The sequence below is a fragment of the Nocardioides sp. Soil805 genome (genome assembly GCF_001429625.1).
Lineage (GTDB): Bacteria > Actinomycetota > Actinomycetes > Propionibacteriales > Nocardioidaceae > Nocardioides.
Genome location: NZ_LMSU01000001.1, coordinates 1040792 through 1056672, shown reverse-complemented (window position 1 = coordinate 1056672; position 15881 = coordinate 1040792). Strand labels below are relative to the sequence as shown.

Here is a 15881-nt window from a genome sequence, read left to right as displayed (position 1 = left end):
GCTGGAATGGGCCCCGACGAGGGAGAAGACCTGATGAGCGACAAGATCCGCGTGTACCTCCTGGACGACCACGACGTCGTGCGCGAGGGCCTGAAGTTCCTCCTCGAGCGCCAGGAGGACATCGAGGTCATCGGCGACTCGGCGTCCGCCGTGGAGGCCACCGCCCGCATCCCGGCGCTGCGGCCCGACGTGGCCGTCCTCGACGGACGCCTGCCCGACGGGTCCGGGATCGAGGTGTGCCGCGCCGTCCGAGCCGTCGACCCGACGATCCGCGCGCTCATCCTGACGTCGTACGACGACGACGAGGCGCTCTTCGCCGCGATCATGGCGGGCGCCTCGGGCTACGTCCTCAAGGAGATCCGCAGCAGCGACCTGGTCACCGCGGTGCGCCAGGTGGCCGCCGGCAACTCCCTCATCGACCCGGCACTCACGGCCCGCGTGCTGGAGCGGGTGCGCCACGGGCCGGCGACGGCCCCGGAGCTGGCCGAGCTCACCGAGCAGGAGCTCAAGCTCCTGGGCCTCATCGCGGAGGGGCTGACCAACCGCCAGATCGGCGAGCGGATGTTCCTGGCCGAGAAGACCGTCAAGAACTACGTCTCCAGCATCCTGGCCAAGCTCGGCCTCGAGCGTCGCACGCAGGCGGCCGTGCTCGCCTCCAAGCTGCTGGGTCCTGAGGGCTAGGTCACAAGGGCTGGGTCCCGAGGGCTGGGGACCTTCGGGCCCCGTCGCGGTGACCTCGTCCCCTGACCGCGCATCCCTGGCAGGACGAGAGTGGGTGGTGCAGGACAGCACCACTCACTCACCCCAGAAGGGACTCGTCATGGCCGTCATCCATCGCCATCACCACATCAGTGCTGAGGGCGTCACCACCTCGGAGAGCACGGAGACGAGCACCGGCCTGGACCGGTCCATCGCCGCCCTGCGCCTCGCGTTCGGGTTCACGTTCCTGTGGGCCTTCCTCGACAAGACGTTCGCCCTGGGCTGGCACACGGGATACGACGACCAGGGGGTCCTCGACCGCTTCGGCGACGCCGCCTGGATCAACGGCGGCAGCCCGACCGAGGGGTTCCTCACCTTCGGGGTCCCCGAGGGCAACTGGTTCAAGGACGTCTTCACCAACATGGCCGGACACGCCTGGGTCGACTGGCTGTTCATGATCGGTCTCCTCGGCATCGGCGTCACCCTGCTCCTCGGGGTCGGGATGCGCATCGGCACCGCCGCCGGCGCCCTGATGTACACCTTCATGTACGCCGCGTCGTTCCGGCTCGAGAACAACCCGTTCGTCGACGACCACCTCATCGGCATCATCGCGATGGCGGTCCTGTTCTTCGCCGGTGCGGGCGTCACCTGGGGCCTCGGTCGCTGGTGGCGTGGGACCCGGATGGTCGAGAAGTACCCGATCCTCACCTGACACCTGACACCTGACACCTGACGACCGACACCGACGAGACCCGCCCTGCCCCGGGGCGGGTCTCGTCCTGTCCGGGGCCGGCCTCAGCCGAGCGGCACGCGCCACACGAGCGTCGTGCCTCGCGTGGAGCTCGGGACGAGCTCCAGCGTGCCGCCGAGGTCCTCGGCCCGTCGGCGCGCGTTGCGCAGCCCGCTCTCGACGAGCTCCTCGGGCAGGCCGGTGCCGTCGTCGGCCACGATCAGCACCAGCTCGTCGGCACTGACCTGCACGTCGACCTCGGCACGGTCGGCGACGGCGTGCCGGGCGACGTTGGAGATGGCCTCCCGCAGCACCGGCAGGACCTGGGCGGCGACCTCGTCGGGGACGGCGGTGTCGACGGGGCCCGTCGTGCGCACGACGGGGTGGTAGCCGAGGACCGGCACGTACTCGCGCACGAGACGACGCACCTCGCTCCGCAGCGAGGGCGACTGCCTCTCCTGCAGCTCGAAGATGGTGCCGCGGATCGCCTTGATGGTGTCGTCGAGGGCCGAGACGGTCTCGTCCAGCCGCTGCGCGACCTCGGGGGAGGCGGTCATCGCCGACACGCCCTGGAGCTGCAGCCCGGTGGCGAAGAGGCGCTGGATGACCACGTCGTGGAGGTCCCGCGCGATGCGCTCGCGGTCGGAGATGAGGGCCAGCTGCTCCCTCTCGGCGACCGCCTGCCCGCGGTCCAGGGCGAGCGCGACCTGGTCGGCGAAGGTGGCGAGCATCTCCCGCTCGCTCGCCTCGTGCAGGGGGGAGGTGCGGTCGAAGATCGCGGCCAGCGCGATCACCGGGGCCAGGTGGGCCTGGACCGGGATGACGACGGCGTCGAGGTGGTCGAGGTGCACCAGCACAGGTGGGGCGGTGATGTCGAGCGGAGGGCCGCTGCGGACCCGGTCGGAGAGCGCGCGGACCAGTGCGTGGTCCGGCACGTCGGCGGACACGGTGTCGTCGTCGGTGGAGTCGGGGGCGAGCAGCACGGTGGCCCGGGCGCCGGCCACGGCACGGGCCGTGTTCACGATGCTCAGCAGCGCCCGGCCCTGGTGCACCGGGGGCTGGAGCTCCGCGCTGATCTCGGCGGTCGCCTCCAGCCAGCGACGTCGCCGCTCGCTGAGGCCGTAGGTCCGCGCGTTGTCGATGACGAGCCCGGCGGTGCGGGCCAGGGCCTCGACCAGCTGCTCGTCCTCCTCGCTGAACTGCTCGCCGTCACGCTTCTCGGTCAGGTAGAGGTTGCCGAAGACAGTGCCCCGGATGCGCACCGGCATCCCGAGGAAGGTGGTCATCGGCGGATGGTTCGGCGGGAAGCCGACCGACCGCGGGTGCGCCGACAGGTCCACCAGCCGCAGCCCGGACGGTTCCTCGATGATCACGCCGAGGATGCCGTCGCCCTGGGGGAGGTCGCCGATGAGTGCCCTGGTCTCCTCGTCCAGCCCGGTGGTGAGGAACTCCACCAGCCGGCCGTCGGAGCCGAGCACGCCCAGCGCGCCGTACTGCGCCCCGGTCAGCTCGGTGGCCGCGGTGACGATGCGGGTCAGCACGCTGCTGAGGTCGAGGTCGCTGGCGATGGCGGTCACGGCATCGAGCAGGGCCTGGGCAGGTCCGGTCAGGGACGGGTGCCCCGAGGGCCCGTACGTCGTCACGGGGACAGTGTGACGCGAGCCGGGCGCGACGTCACGCAGATCACAGGACACGACGGACCGGGAGCGTCCCCTCGAGGTCCCAGCCCTCACCGAGGCGCCGTCCGGTCACCTCCGAGAGCGGGATCCGCAGGTAGAGCGAACGGCGGCCCGCCGCCCACGCCTTCGGGAGGATGCGGACCAGCGTGCTCAGCTCGTCGGGGTCCTCCACCGGCTCGGCGCGGCCGCGCACGACCACGCTCCAGCCGCGTTGGCGGGCGTGCTCGATGTGGTCGATCTCGAACGCGAGCAGGCTGTCGCGCCCGTAGGTGCCGAGCAGGCTGTAGGGCGTCGTGCAGACGACGACCGACCCGTCGATCACGGAGTAGTTCATCGGGACGATGTGCGGCCCGCTCGGTGCTGCGACGGCGACCCGGCCGACCACGCCCCGGCGCAGCAGGGTCTCGCACTCGCTGCGGCTCAGCTCCCGGACCTCGGCCACGGCACACCTCGTTCTCTCCACTCGCGTCGTGCTCCCATGGTCGTCGCGTCCCGGCGAGGCGAGCAGGGTCGTTGGTCCCGAGCAGGCCGACCTTTGCGCCCGGGCGTGCCTTGTGCGCCGGACTAGCGTGGACGAGGTGACCGAGACTGCCTCCTCCGCACTGCCCCGCACCGTCGGCGAGCTCCGCGCCTCCGGGCACGAGTTCAAGACCCTCCGGCACGAGCTGCGCGACAACCTGCTCGCGCGCCTGCGTGACGGCGTCGATCCCTGGCCCGGCCTCCACGGCTTCGAGGACACCGTCATCCCCCAGGTCGAGCGCGCCCTGATCGCGGGCCACGACATCGTCCTGCTCGGTGAGCGTGGCCAGGGCAAGACCCGCCTGCTGCGCACGCTCGTCGGCCTCCTCGACGAGTGGTCGCCGGTGATCTCCGGCTCCGAGCTCGGCGAGCACCCCTACGAGCCGATCACCGTGCAGTCGCGACAGGCCGCGGCGACGTACGGCGACGACCTGCGCGTCTCGTGGCGCCACCGCGACGAGCGGTACGCCGAGAAGCTGGCGACGCCGGACACCTCCGTCGCCGACCTCATCGGCGACGTCGACCCGATGAAGGTCGCCGAGGGTCGTTCGCTGGGTGACCCGGAGACCATCCACTTCGGCCTCATCCCGCGCAGCCACCGCGGCATCGTGGCGATCAACGAGCTGCCCGACCTCGCCGAGCGGATCCAGGTGGCGATGCTCAACGTGATGGAGGAGCGCGACATCCAGATCCGCGGCTACGTCCTGCGCCTGCCGCTCGACGTGCTCGTCATGGCCAGCGCCAACCCGGAGGACTACACCAACCGCGGGCGCATCATCACCCCGCTCAAGGACCGCTTCGGCGCCGAGATCCGCACCCACTACCCGACCGAGCTCGAGGCGGAGGTGGCCGTCATCCGGCAGGAGGCGACCCTGCAGGCCCACGTGCCCGACCACATCGTGGAGATCCTGGCCCGCTTCACCCGCAACCTGCGCGAGTCCGGCAGCGTCGACCAGCGCTCGGGGGTCAGCGCCCGCTTCGCCATCGCCGGCGCCGAGACCATCGCCGCCGCCGCCCTGCACCGGGCGACCGTGCAGGGCGAGGACCGGCCGGTGGCCAGGATCGTCGACCTCGAGACGGCCGTCGACGTGCTCGGCGGCAAGGTGGAGTTCGAGACGGGCGAGGAGGGACGCGAGTCCGAGATCCTCACCCACCTGCTGCGCACCGCCGTGGCCGAGACCGTCCGCCAGCACCTGCGCGGCATCGACATGGCGCTGCTCGTCGACGCCATCGAGGCCGGCTCGATGGTCACCACCGGCGAGCAGGTCAGCGCCCGCGACTTCCTGGCCGGGCTGCCCGTGCTCGGCGAGTCCGACCTCTACGACCAGGTCACCGACCGGCTCGGCGCCACCGACGACGGCGAGCGCGCCTCGGCGATCGAGCTCGCGCTCGAGGGGCTCTACCTCGCCCGCAAGGTCGGCAAGGAGACCGGTGGCCGGGAGACCGTCTATGGCTGAGGTGGTCACCCTCCGTCCCGGGACCCTCGCCGACGTCCCCGGCCTGCGCGCCCTCGGCGAGGCGGTCGTGCCGCCGACCTACGGCCCGATCGACGCGGCGTACGCCCAGCGGATGCTCGACGAGTGGTGGGTCCCGGACAGGTTCGCCGCCTCGCTCGAGCGCAACGCGCACGTCGTCGCCGAGCTCGACGGGCGGGTCGTCGCCATGGCCAACCTGGGCCGGCTGCGGAGCTCGCACCGCGACTTCCCGCACGTCACCGGCGACCGTGAGGTGATGTGGAAGCTCTACGTGCACCCCGACCACCAGGGCCGCGGGCTCGGCCGCCGCCTGCTGGGCGAGGTCGAGGCGCTCGTCGAGGGCGACGAGCTGTGGTTGGAGGTCGTCGACGGCAACGAACAGGCGTTCGGCTTCTACGAGGCGCACGGCTTCGAGGTCGTCGAGCGGGTCGCCGGCGACCCGTGGCCCGACGACGTGTGGATGAGGAAGGCCCTGCGATGAGCCGCTACCGCCGCTACGACGGCGGGGATCCGCTGGCGCCGCCGGTCGACCTCGCCGAGGCCCTCGACCACATCGGCCAGGACGTGATGGCCGGCTACTCGCCCGAGCGCGCGATGCGCGAGTTCCTGCGCCGCGGCGGGCAGGACCAGCGCGGCCTCGACGACCTGGCCCGCCAGGTCGCCGAGCGGCGCCGCGACATCCTGCGCCGCCACGACCTCGACGGCACCATGCGGGAGGTCCGCGAGCTGCTCGACAAGGCCGTGCTCGCCGAGCGCGGCCAGCTGGCCCGCGACGTCGTGATGGACGACGACGACCGCACCTTCCGCGAGATGCAGCTCGACCAGCTGCCTTCCTCGACGGCGGCCGCGGTGAGCGAGCTGGCGTCGTACGACTGGCAGAGCAGCGAGGCGCGCGAGGCCTACGAGGAGATCAAGGACCTGCTCGGCCGCGAGCTGCTCGACCAGCGCTTCGCCGGGATGAAGCAGGCGCTCGAGGGGGCCACCGACGAGGACCGGGCCGCGGTCAACGAGATGCTCGGCGACCTCAACGAGCTGCTGGAGAAGCACGCGCAGGGCGCCGACACCGAGCAGGACTTCCGTGACTTCATGGACAAGCACGGCGACTTCTTCCCCGAGGACCCGCAGGACATCGACGAGCTGCTCGACTCGCTGGCCCAGCGGGCCGCGGCGGCGCAGCGGATGATGAACTCGATGACGCCCGAGCAGCGGGCCGAGCTGATGGAGCTCTCGCAGCAGGCGTTCGGCTCGCCCGAGCTGATGGAGCAGCTGGCCCGGATGGACGCCAACCTCCAGTCCCTGCGGCCCGGAGAGGACTGGGGCGGCTCCGAGGACTTCCAGGGCGACCAGGGGCTCGGGCTCGGTGACGGCACCGGCGCGCTGCAGGACCTCGCCGACCTCGACCGGCTCGCCGACCAGCTCTCCCAGTCCTACGGGGGCGCGCGGATGGACGACGTGGACCTCGACGCCCTGGCCCGCCAGCTCGGCGACCAGGCGGCGGTCGACGCGCGCACGCTGACCGAGCTCGAGCGGGCGCTGCGCGACTCGGGCTACCTCCAGCGTGGCTCGGACGGCGAGCTGCGGCTCTCGCCCAAGGCGATGCGGCAGCTGGGCAGGGCGCTGCTGCGCGACGTCGCGACCCGGATGAGCGGGCGGCAGGGCCAGCGCGAGACCCGGCACGCCGGTGCCGCAGGGGACCTGTCGGGCGCGACGCGGGCGTGGGAGTTCGGCGACACCGAGCCGTGGGACGTGACCCGGTCGATCACCAACGCCATCGTGCGCACGGCGGGGGAGGGCGGTCCGGCGCTCCCGGTGCGGCTGCGCATCGACGACATCGAGGTGCAGGAGACCGAGGCCCGCACCCAGGCCGCGGTCGCGCTGCTGGTGGACACGTCGTTCTCGATGGCCATGGACGGACGCTGGGTGCCGATGAAGCGCACCGCGCTGGCGCTGCACCAGCTGGTCAGCTCGCGCTTCCGGGGCGACGCGCTCCAGCTGATCGCCTTCGGCCGGCACGCGCAGGTGATGGAGATCGAGCAGCTGACCGCGCTGGACGCGCAGTGGGAGAAAGGCACCAACCTGCACCACGGGCTGCTGCTGGCCAACCGGCACTTCCGCAAGCACCCCAACGCCCAGCCGGTGCTGCTCGTCGTGACCGACGGCGAGCCCACCGCGCACCTCGAGGCCGACGGCGAGGTCTTCTTCGACTACCCGCCGCACCCGGTCACCATCGCCAACGCCGTGCGCGAGCTCGACAACTCGCAGCGCCTCGGGGCACAGACGACCTTCTTCCGCCTCGGCGAGGACCCGGGCCTGGCCCGCTTCATCGAGTCCATGGCCAGGCGGGTGGACGGGCAGATGGTCAGCCCCGAGCTCGACGACCTGGGCGCCGCCGTCGTGGGGTCCTACCTCGGCTCGCGCTCGTCGTACCGCGACCACTTCGGGGACTGGATGGACGGCGGTCGCGGCTTCTGGGTGGAGGACTGACCCCGCCCTCGGGGACGCTCACAGCCGCCGGGGGCCTCGAGCATCCGCGCGAGCTCGGCGCCCATGTGCTCGACGACGACCTGGAGCCCCTTCGCGGGGCGGACCATCACGGTGAAGTCGGTGATCAGCCCGTCGTCGTCCCAGGTGATCATGTCGATGCCGTGGACGGTCAGCCCGCCGACCTCGGTGCGGAACTCCAGCACCGCGCTGTCCTCGCCCTGCCACTCCCGGTCGTAGACGAGCTCGGGGCCGAGGACGGCGAAGGCGGCGGCGAGGTAGGCGACGACGACGTCGCGACCCTCCTGCGGCGTGTGGACGGCCGGGCTGCGGAAGACGGCGTCCGGCGCCACGAGAGCCGGGAGCCCCGCGGCGTCACGGCTCTCGGCGACGGCGTGCCAGCGGGCGAGGGCGGTGGCGGGGTCCATGACCGCATCGTGGCACGTCAGGCCCAGCGGCGGACGGCCCAGCGCTCGACCACGCCGAGGGCGGCGTCGCTGAGCTTGCCGAGCACGGCGAGCAGCACGATGGCGAGCAGCAGCCGGTCCGTGCGGCCGTTGTTCTGCGAGTCGATGAGCAGGAAGCCGAGGCCCTGCGAGGACGCGATCAGCTCGGCCGCCACGAGGAACAGCCAGGACTGGGCCAGGGCGAGGCGCAGGCCCGAGAACACCGCCGGCACGACGGCCGGCAGCTGGACGGTGGTGAGCAGGCGTACGCCGCGCAGCCCGAACGCGCGGGCAGCCTCGACGAGCTGGGCGTCGACGTGGCGCAGCGCGAGGTAGGTGGTGGTGAAGACGGGGAACATCGCGCCGATCGCGATGAGGGTGATCTTGGAGTCCTCGCCGATCTTCAGCCACAGGATGAGCAGCGGGACCCACGCCAGCGACGGGACGGCGCGGAGCGCGCCGATGGTCGGGGCGAGGACCAGGTCGGCCACCCGGGAGAGGCCGACCAGGGCACCCAGCGCGACGCCGATCGTGCTGCCGACGAGGAAGCCGACGAGCACGCGCTGGGTGGAGATGTGCACGTGGGTGAGCAGCTCGCCCCGGCCGACGAGCCCCCGGCCGGCGTCGAGCACGGAGCCGGGGGACGGCAGCTGCACGGGGCTGAACACGCCGGCCCGCGTGGCGGCGTACCACGCCAGCAGCAGGGCGGCCGGCAGCACGATCCGGGCGAGGAGGAGCAGCACGGGGTGCGCGGGCCTCGCCGGGTCGGTGCGGCGTCGGCCCCCGGCGGGGTCCGGGCGCCCTCCGGCGACGGTCCCGTCGCTCGCACCGTGCCCGACGACGGCGAGGCCCGCGTCGGACATCAGCCTGCCACCGCGGACGCGTCGGCCTGGCCGGCGAACTCGTCGTCGAGCAGGGTGTCGAGGGCGTCGTCGATCTGCGACTGCTCCTCCACGTCGCCGGACTCCACGAAGATGGGTCCGACGGTCGTCAGCACGTCGAGCTGCGCCTGACCGGGGACGTGGTCGAAGTCGAAGTTGGTCCGCTCGGTGAGGACGGTGCGGGCGACCTCCTCGTCGATGGCGGCCTCCTCGGCCAGGATGGCGACGGCCTCGTCGGGGTTGTCCTGCACCCACTGGCGGGCCTTGTCGTAGGCGTCGACGACCAGCTGGACCAGCTCCGGCTCGTCGGCGATGAAGTCCTCGTTGGCGTTGAGGAAGCCGTAGGTGTTGAAGTCGATGTTGCGGTAGATCAGCTTGGCCCCGGACTGCTCGGCGCCGGCCATGATCGGGTCGAGGCCGGCCCAGGCGTCGACGGCGCCGTTGCTCAGCGCGGTGGCGCCGTCGGCGTGCTGGAGGTTCTCGACGGTGACCTCGCTCGGGTCCACACCCTCCGCGTCGAGGGCCTGGAGCAGGAAGAAGTAGGGGTCGGTGCCCTTGGTGGCGGCGACCTGGGTGCCGGCGAGGTCCTTGACGGAGGTGATGTCGGAGTCCTCGGGGACGACGATGGCGGCCCACTCCGGCTGGGAGAAGATGTCGACGGTCCTGATCGGGGAGCCGTTGGCCCGGGCGAGCAGGGCGGCGGAGCCGGCGGTGGAGCCGATGTCGATGGCCTCGGCGCGCAGGTTCTCGTTGGCCTTGTTGGAGCCGTCGGACTTGACCCAGCTCACCTCGACGTCCTGGTCGGCGAGCTCGTCCTCGAGCCAGCCCTGGTCCTTGATGACCAGGCTGAGCGGGTTGTACGTCGCGTAGTCGAGGTTGAGCGCGCGGGCGTCGGTCTCCGCGGCCTCCCCCTCGGCGCAGGCGGTCGCGGTGAACAGGGTGCCGGCGGCCACGAGCAGGGCGGTCGTGGTGCGCAGGCGGGGATGACGGGGCATGGGAGTGTCCTTCGGGTCTCTCGGGATGGGTGGAACAGCGGGGAGCAAGGGGCTCGGCGCCGGAGCGGGGCTCAGTGCCGGTGTGCGTCGACGCCGAGGCTCTCCAGGAGCTCTCCGCGCAGGCGGGCGAGGTCGACCGAGCCGCGGTCGCGGGGTCGCTCGCCGGGGACGTCGACGACGTGCGACACGGTGGCGGCGGTCCCACCCGCGGGGCGGCCCAGCACGACGACGCGGTCGGCGAGCTGGAGGGCCTCGTCGACGTCATGGGTCACGAGCAGCACGGTGGTGGGGGAGGCCTCGTGGACCGCGAGGAGCAGGTCCTGCATCTTCATCCGGGTCAGGGCGTCCAGGGCGCCGAAGGGCTCGTCGAGCAGGAGCACCCCGGGTCGGCGCGCCAGGGCGCGGGCCAGCGAGGTCCGCTGGGCCATGCCGCCCGAGATCTCCCGCGGACGGTGGTCCGCGTGCTCCGCGAGGCCGACCAGGCCGAGCAGCTCGTCGACGAGGCGCGCTCCCTCGGAGCGGGCGGTGCCGTCGGGCAGTCCGAGGGCCACGTTGGCGCGCACGGTGCGCCACGGCAGCAGGCGCGGCTCCTGGAACGCGATGGCGCACCGGTCGTCGATGCCGCGGACGGGGCGGTCCCCGATGACCACGGTGCCGCTGGTGGGGGTGTCGAGCCCGGCGGCGGCCCGCAGCAACGTCGACTTGCCGCAGCCGCTGGGACCGAGGAGCGCGACGACCGAGCCGGCCTCGACGGTGAGGTCCACGTCCTGGAGCACCTGGCGCTGCTGGTCGCGGTCGGTGAAGGCCCGGCCCACGCCACGGAAGTGGAGCGGGAGCGCGGCCGCCGGGACGTCGGCGTACCCCGCGCTGCTGCGTCTGCTCGTCTGGAGCAGGCTCATCGTTCCTCCGCGTGCATTAAGTAGAGTGGAATACTCATATTCAAGCACAGCGCAGTCGTGATCGGGTGGTGCCCGGTCGGAGTGGCGGCGGACGCTCGGGCCTGCCGACGTGGCGGGAGCGGCCGACCCGTCGGCTCAGTCGTCGGCGAAGCCCGGCAGGTGGTCGATGAGGATCTGCCGGAAGGGCGCCTCGGCCTCCAGCTGGCTGAGCAGCCCGAGCCCGCCCAGCCACGTGCGGTGGATGAGCAGGTACGACGTCGGCAGGTTGAGCTTGGTGGCCAGCGTGAAGGCGGGGTCGCGGGGGTTGTTGATCCGCTCGAACTGGGCGCGCATCCACTCGCGGCTGAAGCGGAACGTCTCCATCCGGGCCGGCTCGATGAAGGGGGCCAGGTAGTCGAGGACCAGCTGCGGGTCGACCTGCACCTTGTCCTTGATGAAGCCCTCCTCGCGCAGACCCGCCACCAGCGACTCGGGGTCGGCCTCGGCGGCGACCCGGATGAGCCGGCCCATCGCCTCGGGGAGCCGGCCCTGGGGCAGTCGGGCGACGGCGCCGAAGTCGAGGATGCCGAGCCGGCCCGGCTCGCCGTCGGGGCCCGGGACGGGGCGGAAGTTGCCCGGGTGCGGGTCGGCGTGCAGCATGCCGGTGCGCGCCGGGCCGACGAAGATGAAGCGGGCGAGCAGCTCGCCGTAGTGGTTGCGCTCCTCCTGGGTGCCCTCCCGGATGACGTGGGCCAGCGAGTACGGCGCGTCGAGCCACTCGGTGATGATCGCCTCGCCGCCCACCGCGACCACGTCGGGGACGACGAAGTCGGGGTCGTCGCGGAAGGCGTCGGCGAACACGCGCTGGGCGTCCGCCTCGAGGGTGTAGTCGAGCTCCTCAGCGGCGCGCGCCTGCAGCTCGGCGACGAGCGGCTTGATGTCGATGCCGGGGAAGACGGGGGCGACCCCGCGGGCCACCCGGGCGATCTGGCGCAGGTCGCCCATCAGCGCCTCGCCGGCGCCGGGGTACTGCACCTTGACGGCGACGTCGCGGCCGTCGCGCCACCGGCCCTTGTGCACCTGCCCGATGCTGGCGGCGGCGGTCGGGCCGCCGTCGAGCCAGACCAGGTCCTCGGACCAGTCCGGGCCCAGGTGGGTGGTCAGCTGGTCACGCACGGTCTGGGTCGGCATCGGCGGGGCGTCGTCCTGCAGGCGGGTGAGGTTCTCCCGGTAGGGCGCCACCAGCTCGTCGGGCAGGGCCGCCTCGAAGACGCTCAGCGCCTGGCCGAACTTCATCGCGCCGCCCTTGAGCTCGCCCAGGGTCTTGAAGAGCTGCTCGGCCGTGCGCTGCTGCACCTCGGTGAGCACGGCGTCCGCCGGGGCCCCGCCCAAACGCCGCCCGAACCCCACCGCCGTACGGCCTGCGTAGCCCAGCGGCAGCGCCGCCAAACGGGCGCTGCGGGAGAAGGCCTTGCGTGGGAGCTCGGTCATGGGTCCCAGTGTCACCGATCGGTGGTGACGCAGGTCGCATGTGGTGGGATGCGCCGGTGGATCTCCGGGACCTGCCGCGCGTGGTGTGGGTGCTGGCGGCGTCCCGGTTCGTCGGGTCCGCGACGGCGTTCGTCTTCCTCTTCCTCACCCTCTACCTCACCGGGCCGCGCGACCTGAGCGCGCCGCGGGCCGGTCTCGTGGCCGGCGTGGTCGGGGTCGCCCTGCTCGTCGGCAACCTCACGGGCGGACGGTGGGGTGATCGCCTGGGCCACCGGCGAGTGCTGCTCGCGGCGTCCTCGGTGGGGGCGGCGGTGCTGATGTCGGTGCCGTGGCTGCCCGTGTGGCTGATGGTGCTCGCGCTGCCGGTGGCGGCCTACCTCAGTGCCGTGGGCCAGGTCTCGACCGGTGCCCTCACCGCCCTCGCGATGCCGCGGGGGGACCGGCGTACGGCGGTCGCGCTCGGTCGCGCGGCGTCCAACGCCGGCTTCGTGGTCGGCCCGCTGCTGGGGGCACTGGTCGTGACGTGGAGCTACGAGGCGATGTTCGTGCTGGACGGGCTGGCGGTGCTCCTCATCCGGCTGGCGCTGAGCCGCGCGCTGCCCGTGGAGCCGCCCCGCGCGGAGGCGTCCCCGGGGCCGGGCATGCTGCGCGCGGTCCGCGGCGACCGCTCGCTGGTCGTGCTGCTGGTCGGGGTGGTGCTCGTCGACGTCGTCTACCGCCAGCTCTACACCACGCTGCCGCTGCACCTGCGAGACTGCGGCGCCCCCGTCGGGTTGTACGCCGTGGTGATCGCCGTGGGCTCCGGCCTGATCCTGCTCCTCGAGATCCCGGTGACCCAGCGCCTGCGCGGCCGCTCGTCGTACCCGGTCATCGCCGTCGGCTACGCGCTGGTCGGCGTGGGGACCGTCCTCTTCGCGCTCCCCGTGACCGTGCTCGCCGTCGTGGTCGCGATGGTGGTGCTCACCGCGGGGGAGATCCTCTACAAGACGACCGCCACCGCCCACGTGCTCGACGCGGCCCCCGAGCACCTGGTCGGTCAGTACCAGGGCCTGTACTCCGGGGCGTCGACGAGCGGGATGATGCTCGCCGGCCCGATCGGGACCGCGATCTACGCCGCGGCGCCGGGGCTGCTGTGGCCGGTGATGGGACTCGTCGCGCTGGTGGCGGCGGGGTGCGTGCTGCTGTCGTCGGCACGCCAGGACGTGCGGGTCCAGTGACTCGCGCGGCTCTCGTCGTGCCGCGGCGACGGCCCTAGGGTGCGAGGCATGGAGCTGGAGTTCGCCGGTGAGGTCGTCGAGTGGCGTGGCCCCGCGCCGTACCACTTCGTGCCGCTCCCGCCCGAGGAGGCGGAGATGGTCGACGAGGTCAAGGCCGAGGTGGCCTACTGGGGCGTGGTCCCGGTGACCGCGCGGCTGGGGGAGACCTCGTTCACGACGGCGATGTTCCCGCGGGAGGGGACGTGGTTCCTGCCGCTCAAGGACGCGGTGCGACGCGCCGAGGGGGTCGGGCTCGGGGACGTGGTGGACGTGCGGCTCTCGGTCGGCAGGTAGGGGCCGCTACCCGCTGGCGGCGCCCCGGTCGAGGCGGTGCAGGGTGACGTCCCGCAGGGTGCCGGCGTCGGCGACGGCGGTCAGGTAGGTGCAGTGCGGCTGGCGCCGGCGGTCCGTCGGCGAGCCCGGGTTGAGCAGCCGCAGCCCGGTGTCGCTGGTCGTGTCCCACGGGATGTGGCTGTGGCCGAAGACGAGCACGTCGACGTCGTCGTACAGCGCGCTGCACCGCTCCTCGCGACCCTTGCTCGGCCCGGTCTCGTGGACCACGGCGAACCGGACGCCCTCGATCTCCACGCGAGCGACCTCCGGGAGCCGCTCGCGGAACCTGCCGTGGTCGTTGTTGCCCCACACCGCGACGAGCCGGCGCGCCCGCGCCTCGAGCTCGTCGAGGAGCCGCTCGTCGACCCAGTCGCCGGCGTGGACCACGACGTCCGCGGCGTCGACCTCGTCCCACAGGTGTGCCGGCAGGTCGCGCGCCCGCTTCGGCACGTGCGTGTCCGCGATGATGAGGAGTCGGGTCGGCATCGCCCCAGTCAACACCGCCCCGGTCAACAGAGTGCTCCGGCTGGGGGCAGTCCGGGACTACCGTGGAGGCATGCACCGCCACGAGCACGTGGACTCCGTGACGGACGTGCCGTGGGCGACCAGTGAGCAGGTCCGGCGCCGGCAGCGGCTCTACTTCATCCTCATGGGCGTCTGCCTCGTGCTGCTGGTGCTCGCCTGGACGTGGGTGCGGCTCTGGTCGGTGCCGCTCGCGGTCGTGATGTCGGCCGTGGCTGCCGTGATCCCTCCCGTCGCCGCCTTCGTGGGCAGCAACGGGGTGCGCGGCGGCTGACTCCGCTCGCCGTCGTGGTCGACGTGCCGGGTCGCCCGTGCCAGAGTGGCGAAGCATGTCGAAGGTCGCGATCGTGGGTGCCGGTGCCGTGGGTACGGCGATCGCGTACGCCGCGCAGATACGCGGGGTCTGCCGGGAGCTGGCGCTCTTCGACCTCAACGCCGGCAAGGTGCGGGCCGAGGTGCTCGACCTCAACCACGGCATGCAGTTCACGCCGATGGCCCGGATCACCGGCAGCGACGACCTCGCGGTGTGCGCCGGCGCCGACGTCGTGGTCCTCACGGCGGGCGCGAAGCAGAAGCCCGGGCAGACGCGGCTCGACCTCGCGGCCGCCAACGTCGCGATGTGCCGCGAGCTGGTGCCGGCGCTGGTCGGGCTCGCGCCCGACGCCCTGCTGCTGGTGGTGACCAACCCGGTCGACGTGGTGACCTACGCCGCGCTGCAGTTCTCCGGCCTCCCGGCGAGCCGGGTCTTCGGCTCCGGCACGGTCCTGGACTCGTCGCGGCTGCGGTTCCTCATCGCCGAGCACACCGGCGTGGCCGTGCAGAACGTGCACGCCTACATCGCCGGCGAGCACGGCGACTCCGAGGTGCCGCTGTGGTCCACGGCGACCATCGGCGGCGTACCGGTCCAGGACTGGGACTCCGGCGGCTCGCGCCTCGACGCCGACGGGAGGGCGCGCATCCACGAGCGGGTGGTGACGGCGGCCTACGAGATCATCGCGGGCAAGGGTGCGACCAGCCTCGCCGTCGGGCTCGCGGTCTCGCGGATCCTCGAGGCCGTCCTCCACGACGAGCACCGCGTGCTGCCCGTGACCTCGCGGCTCGACGGGGTGCACGGACTGTCGGACGTGTGCCTCTCCATGCCGTCGGTCGTGGGACGGGCGGGCGTCGAGAGCGTGCTCGCGACGCCGCTCAGCGGCGAGGAGGAGCAGCAGCTGATCGCCTCCGCGGACACCGTGCGTGCTGTCGCTCGGAGCCTGGGGCTCTAGGCCTCGCCCCCCTTCCTGGCCGAGCGGGCACTTCCTGGCGCGTGGGAGGCGCCGAGCGGGCACTTCCTGGCCGCACAGGGGTGCCGAGCGGGCACTTCCTGACAGCACAGGGGTGCCGAGCGGGCAGTTCCTGGCCTCACGGGTGGGCCGATCGGGCAGTTCCTGGCCTCACCGGTGCGCCGACCGGGCACTTCTTGACCGCACGGGTGGCCGACCGGGTGTTCCCGGCCG

The 15881-nt window shown here is 72.7% G+C and carries 17 protein-coding genes; 9 read left to right on the top strand and 8 right to left on the bottom strand.

The features are described 5' to 3' along the window. Positions 1-33 precede the first annotated feature (33 nt). Positions 34-681: a response regulator gene (locus ASG94_RS05305; protein WP_056925309.1), complete on the top strand. Its 648-nt coding sequence runs from the start codon at positions 34-36 to the stop codon at positions 679-681. Positions 682-820: 139 nt separating this feature from the next. Beyond that, a complete protein-coding gene (locus ASG94_RS05300) occupies positions 821-1411 on the top strand; it encodes a hypothetical protein (protein WP_056925308.1) in 591 nt (196 codons plus the stop codon). Between the two features lie 83 nt (positions 1412-1494). On the opposite strand, the gene ASG94_RS05295 is transcribed toward ASG94_RS05300, so the two are convergent. Both ASG94_RS05295 and ASG94_RS05290 read right to left on the bottom strand, forming a co-directional pair. Continuing rightward, a complete protein-coding gene (locus ASG94_RS05295; protein WP_056925307.1) occupies positions 1495-3072 on the bottom strand; it encodes a GAF domain-containing sensor histidine kinase in 1578 nt (525 codons plus the stop codon). A gap of 40 nt (positions 3073-3112) precedes the next feature. Beyond that, a complete protein-coding gene (locus ASG94_RS05290) occupies positions 3113-3550 on the bottom strand; it encodes a pyridoxamine 5'-phosphate oxidase family protein (RefSeq protein ID WP_056925306.1) in 438 nt (145 codons plus the stop codon). 136 nt (positions 3551-3686) lie between these two features. Between ASG94_RS05290 and ASG94_RS05285 the strand changes: the two genes are divergently transcribed. Genes ASG94_RS05285 through ASG94_RS05275 form a run of 3 tightly spaced genes read left to right on the top strand, consistent with a single transcriptional unit; the run spans position 3687 to position 7586 of the window. Next, positions 3687-5084, top strand: coding sequence for an ATP-binding protein (locus ASG94_RS05285; protein WP_056926306.1), 1398 nt, complete (start codon positions 3687-3689; stop codon positions 5082-5084). Continuing rightward, positions 5077-5583, top strand: coding sequence for a GNAT family N-acetyltransferase (locus ASG94_RS05280; protein WP_056925305.1), 507 nt, complete (start codon positions 5077-5079; stop codon positions 5581-5583). Before ASG94_RS05285 ends, ASG94_RS05280 begins: the two co-directional genes overlap by 8 nt. Then, a complete protein-coding gene (locus tag ASG94_RS05275) occupies positions 5580-7586 on the top strand; it encodes a vWA domain-containing protein (protein WP_056925304.1) in 2007 nt (668 codons plus the stop codon). Before ASG94_RS05280 ends, ASG94_RS05275 begins: the two co-directional genes overlap by 4 nt. Here the strand turns inward: ASG94_RS05275 and ASG94_RS05270 are convergent. From ASG94_RS05270 to ASG94_RS05250, 5 genes are all read right to left on the bottom strand, one after another. Next, positions 7505-8011, bottom strand: coding sequence for a nuclear transport factor 2 family protein (locus ASG94_RS05270; RefSeq protein WP_082623942.1), 507 nt, complete (start codon positions 8009-8011; stop codon positions 7505-7507). The two genes, ASG94_RS05275 and ASG94_RS05270, sit on opposite strands and share 82 nt — an antisense overlap. 17 nt (positions 8012-8028) lie before the next feature. Continuing rightward, positions 8029-8892, bottom strand: coding sequence for an ABC transporter permease (locus ASG94_RS05265; protein WP_056925303.1), 864 nt, complete (start codon positions 8890-8892; stop codon positions 8029-8031). Next, positions 8892-9905, bottom strand: coding sequence for an aliphatic sulfonate ABC transporter substrate-binding protein (locus tag ASG94_RS05260; protein WP_056925302.1), 1014 nt, complete (start codon positions 9903-9905; stop codon positions 8892-8894). Before ASG94_RS05260 ends, ASG94_RS05265 begins: the two co-directional genes overlap by 1 nt. A 71-nt stretch (positions 9906-9976) precedes the next feature. Further along, complete coding sequence (locus ASG94_RS05255; RefSeq protein ID WP_056925301.1) at positions 9977-10804, bottom strand: ABC transporter ATP-binding protein; 828 nt, start codon at positions 10802-10804, stop codon at positions 9977-9979. Between the two features lie 135 nt (positions 10805-10939). After that, the gene (locus ASG94_RS05250) at positions 10940-12274 is read right to left on the bottom strand and encodes an ABC1 kinase family protein (protein ID WP_056925300.1); all 1335 of its coding nucleotides are present in this window, start codon (positions 12272-12274) and stop codon (positions 10940-10942) included. Positions 12275-12330: 56 nt separating this feature from the next. Here ASG94_RS05250 and ASG94_RS05245 point away from each other — a divergent pair, with 56 nt between their 5' ends. Together ASG94_RS05245 and ASG94_RS05240 are read left to right on the top strand one after the other, a co-directional pair. Next, on the top strand, positions 12331-13491 hold the full coding sequence (locus tag ASG94_RS05245) for an MFS transporter (RefSeq protein WP_200958020.1): 1161 nt from the start codon (positions 12331-12333) through the stop codon (positions 13489-13491). A gap of 48 nt (positions 13492-13539) precedes the next feature. Beyond that, positions 13540-13824, top strand: a complete 285-nt coding sequence (locus ASG94_RS05240; protein WP_056925298.1) for a DUF1905 domain-containing protein — start codon at positions 13540-13542, stop codon at positions 13822-13824. 6 nt (positions 13825-13830) lie between these two features. Here ASG94_RS05240 and ASG94_RS05235 read toward each other — a convergent pair whose 3' ends face one another. Beyond that, positions 13831-14349: a metallophosphoesterase family protein gene (locus ASG94_RS05235; protein ID WP_056925297.1), complete on the bottom strand. Its 519-nt coding sequence runs from the start codon at positions 14347-14349 to the stop codon at positions 13831-13833. Between the two features lie 70 nt (positions 14350-14419). Between ASG94_RS05235 and ASG94_RS05230 the strand changes: the two genes are divergently transcribed. After that, positions 14420-14659: a DUF3099 domain-containing protein gene (locus ASG94_RS05230; RefSeq protein WP_082623941.1), complete on the top strand. Its 240-nt coding sequence runs from the start codon at positions 14420-14422 to the stop codon at positions 14657-14659. 55 nt (positions 14660-14714) lie between these two features. After that, entirely contained in the window at positions 14715-15650 is a 936-nt protein-coding gene (locus ASG94_RS05225; RefSeq protein ID WP_056925296.1) for an L-lactate dehydrogenase, read from the top strand. Positions 15651-15881 lie beyond the last annotated feature (231 nt).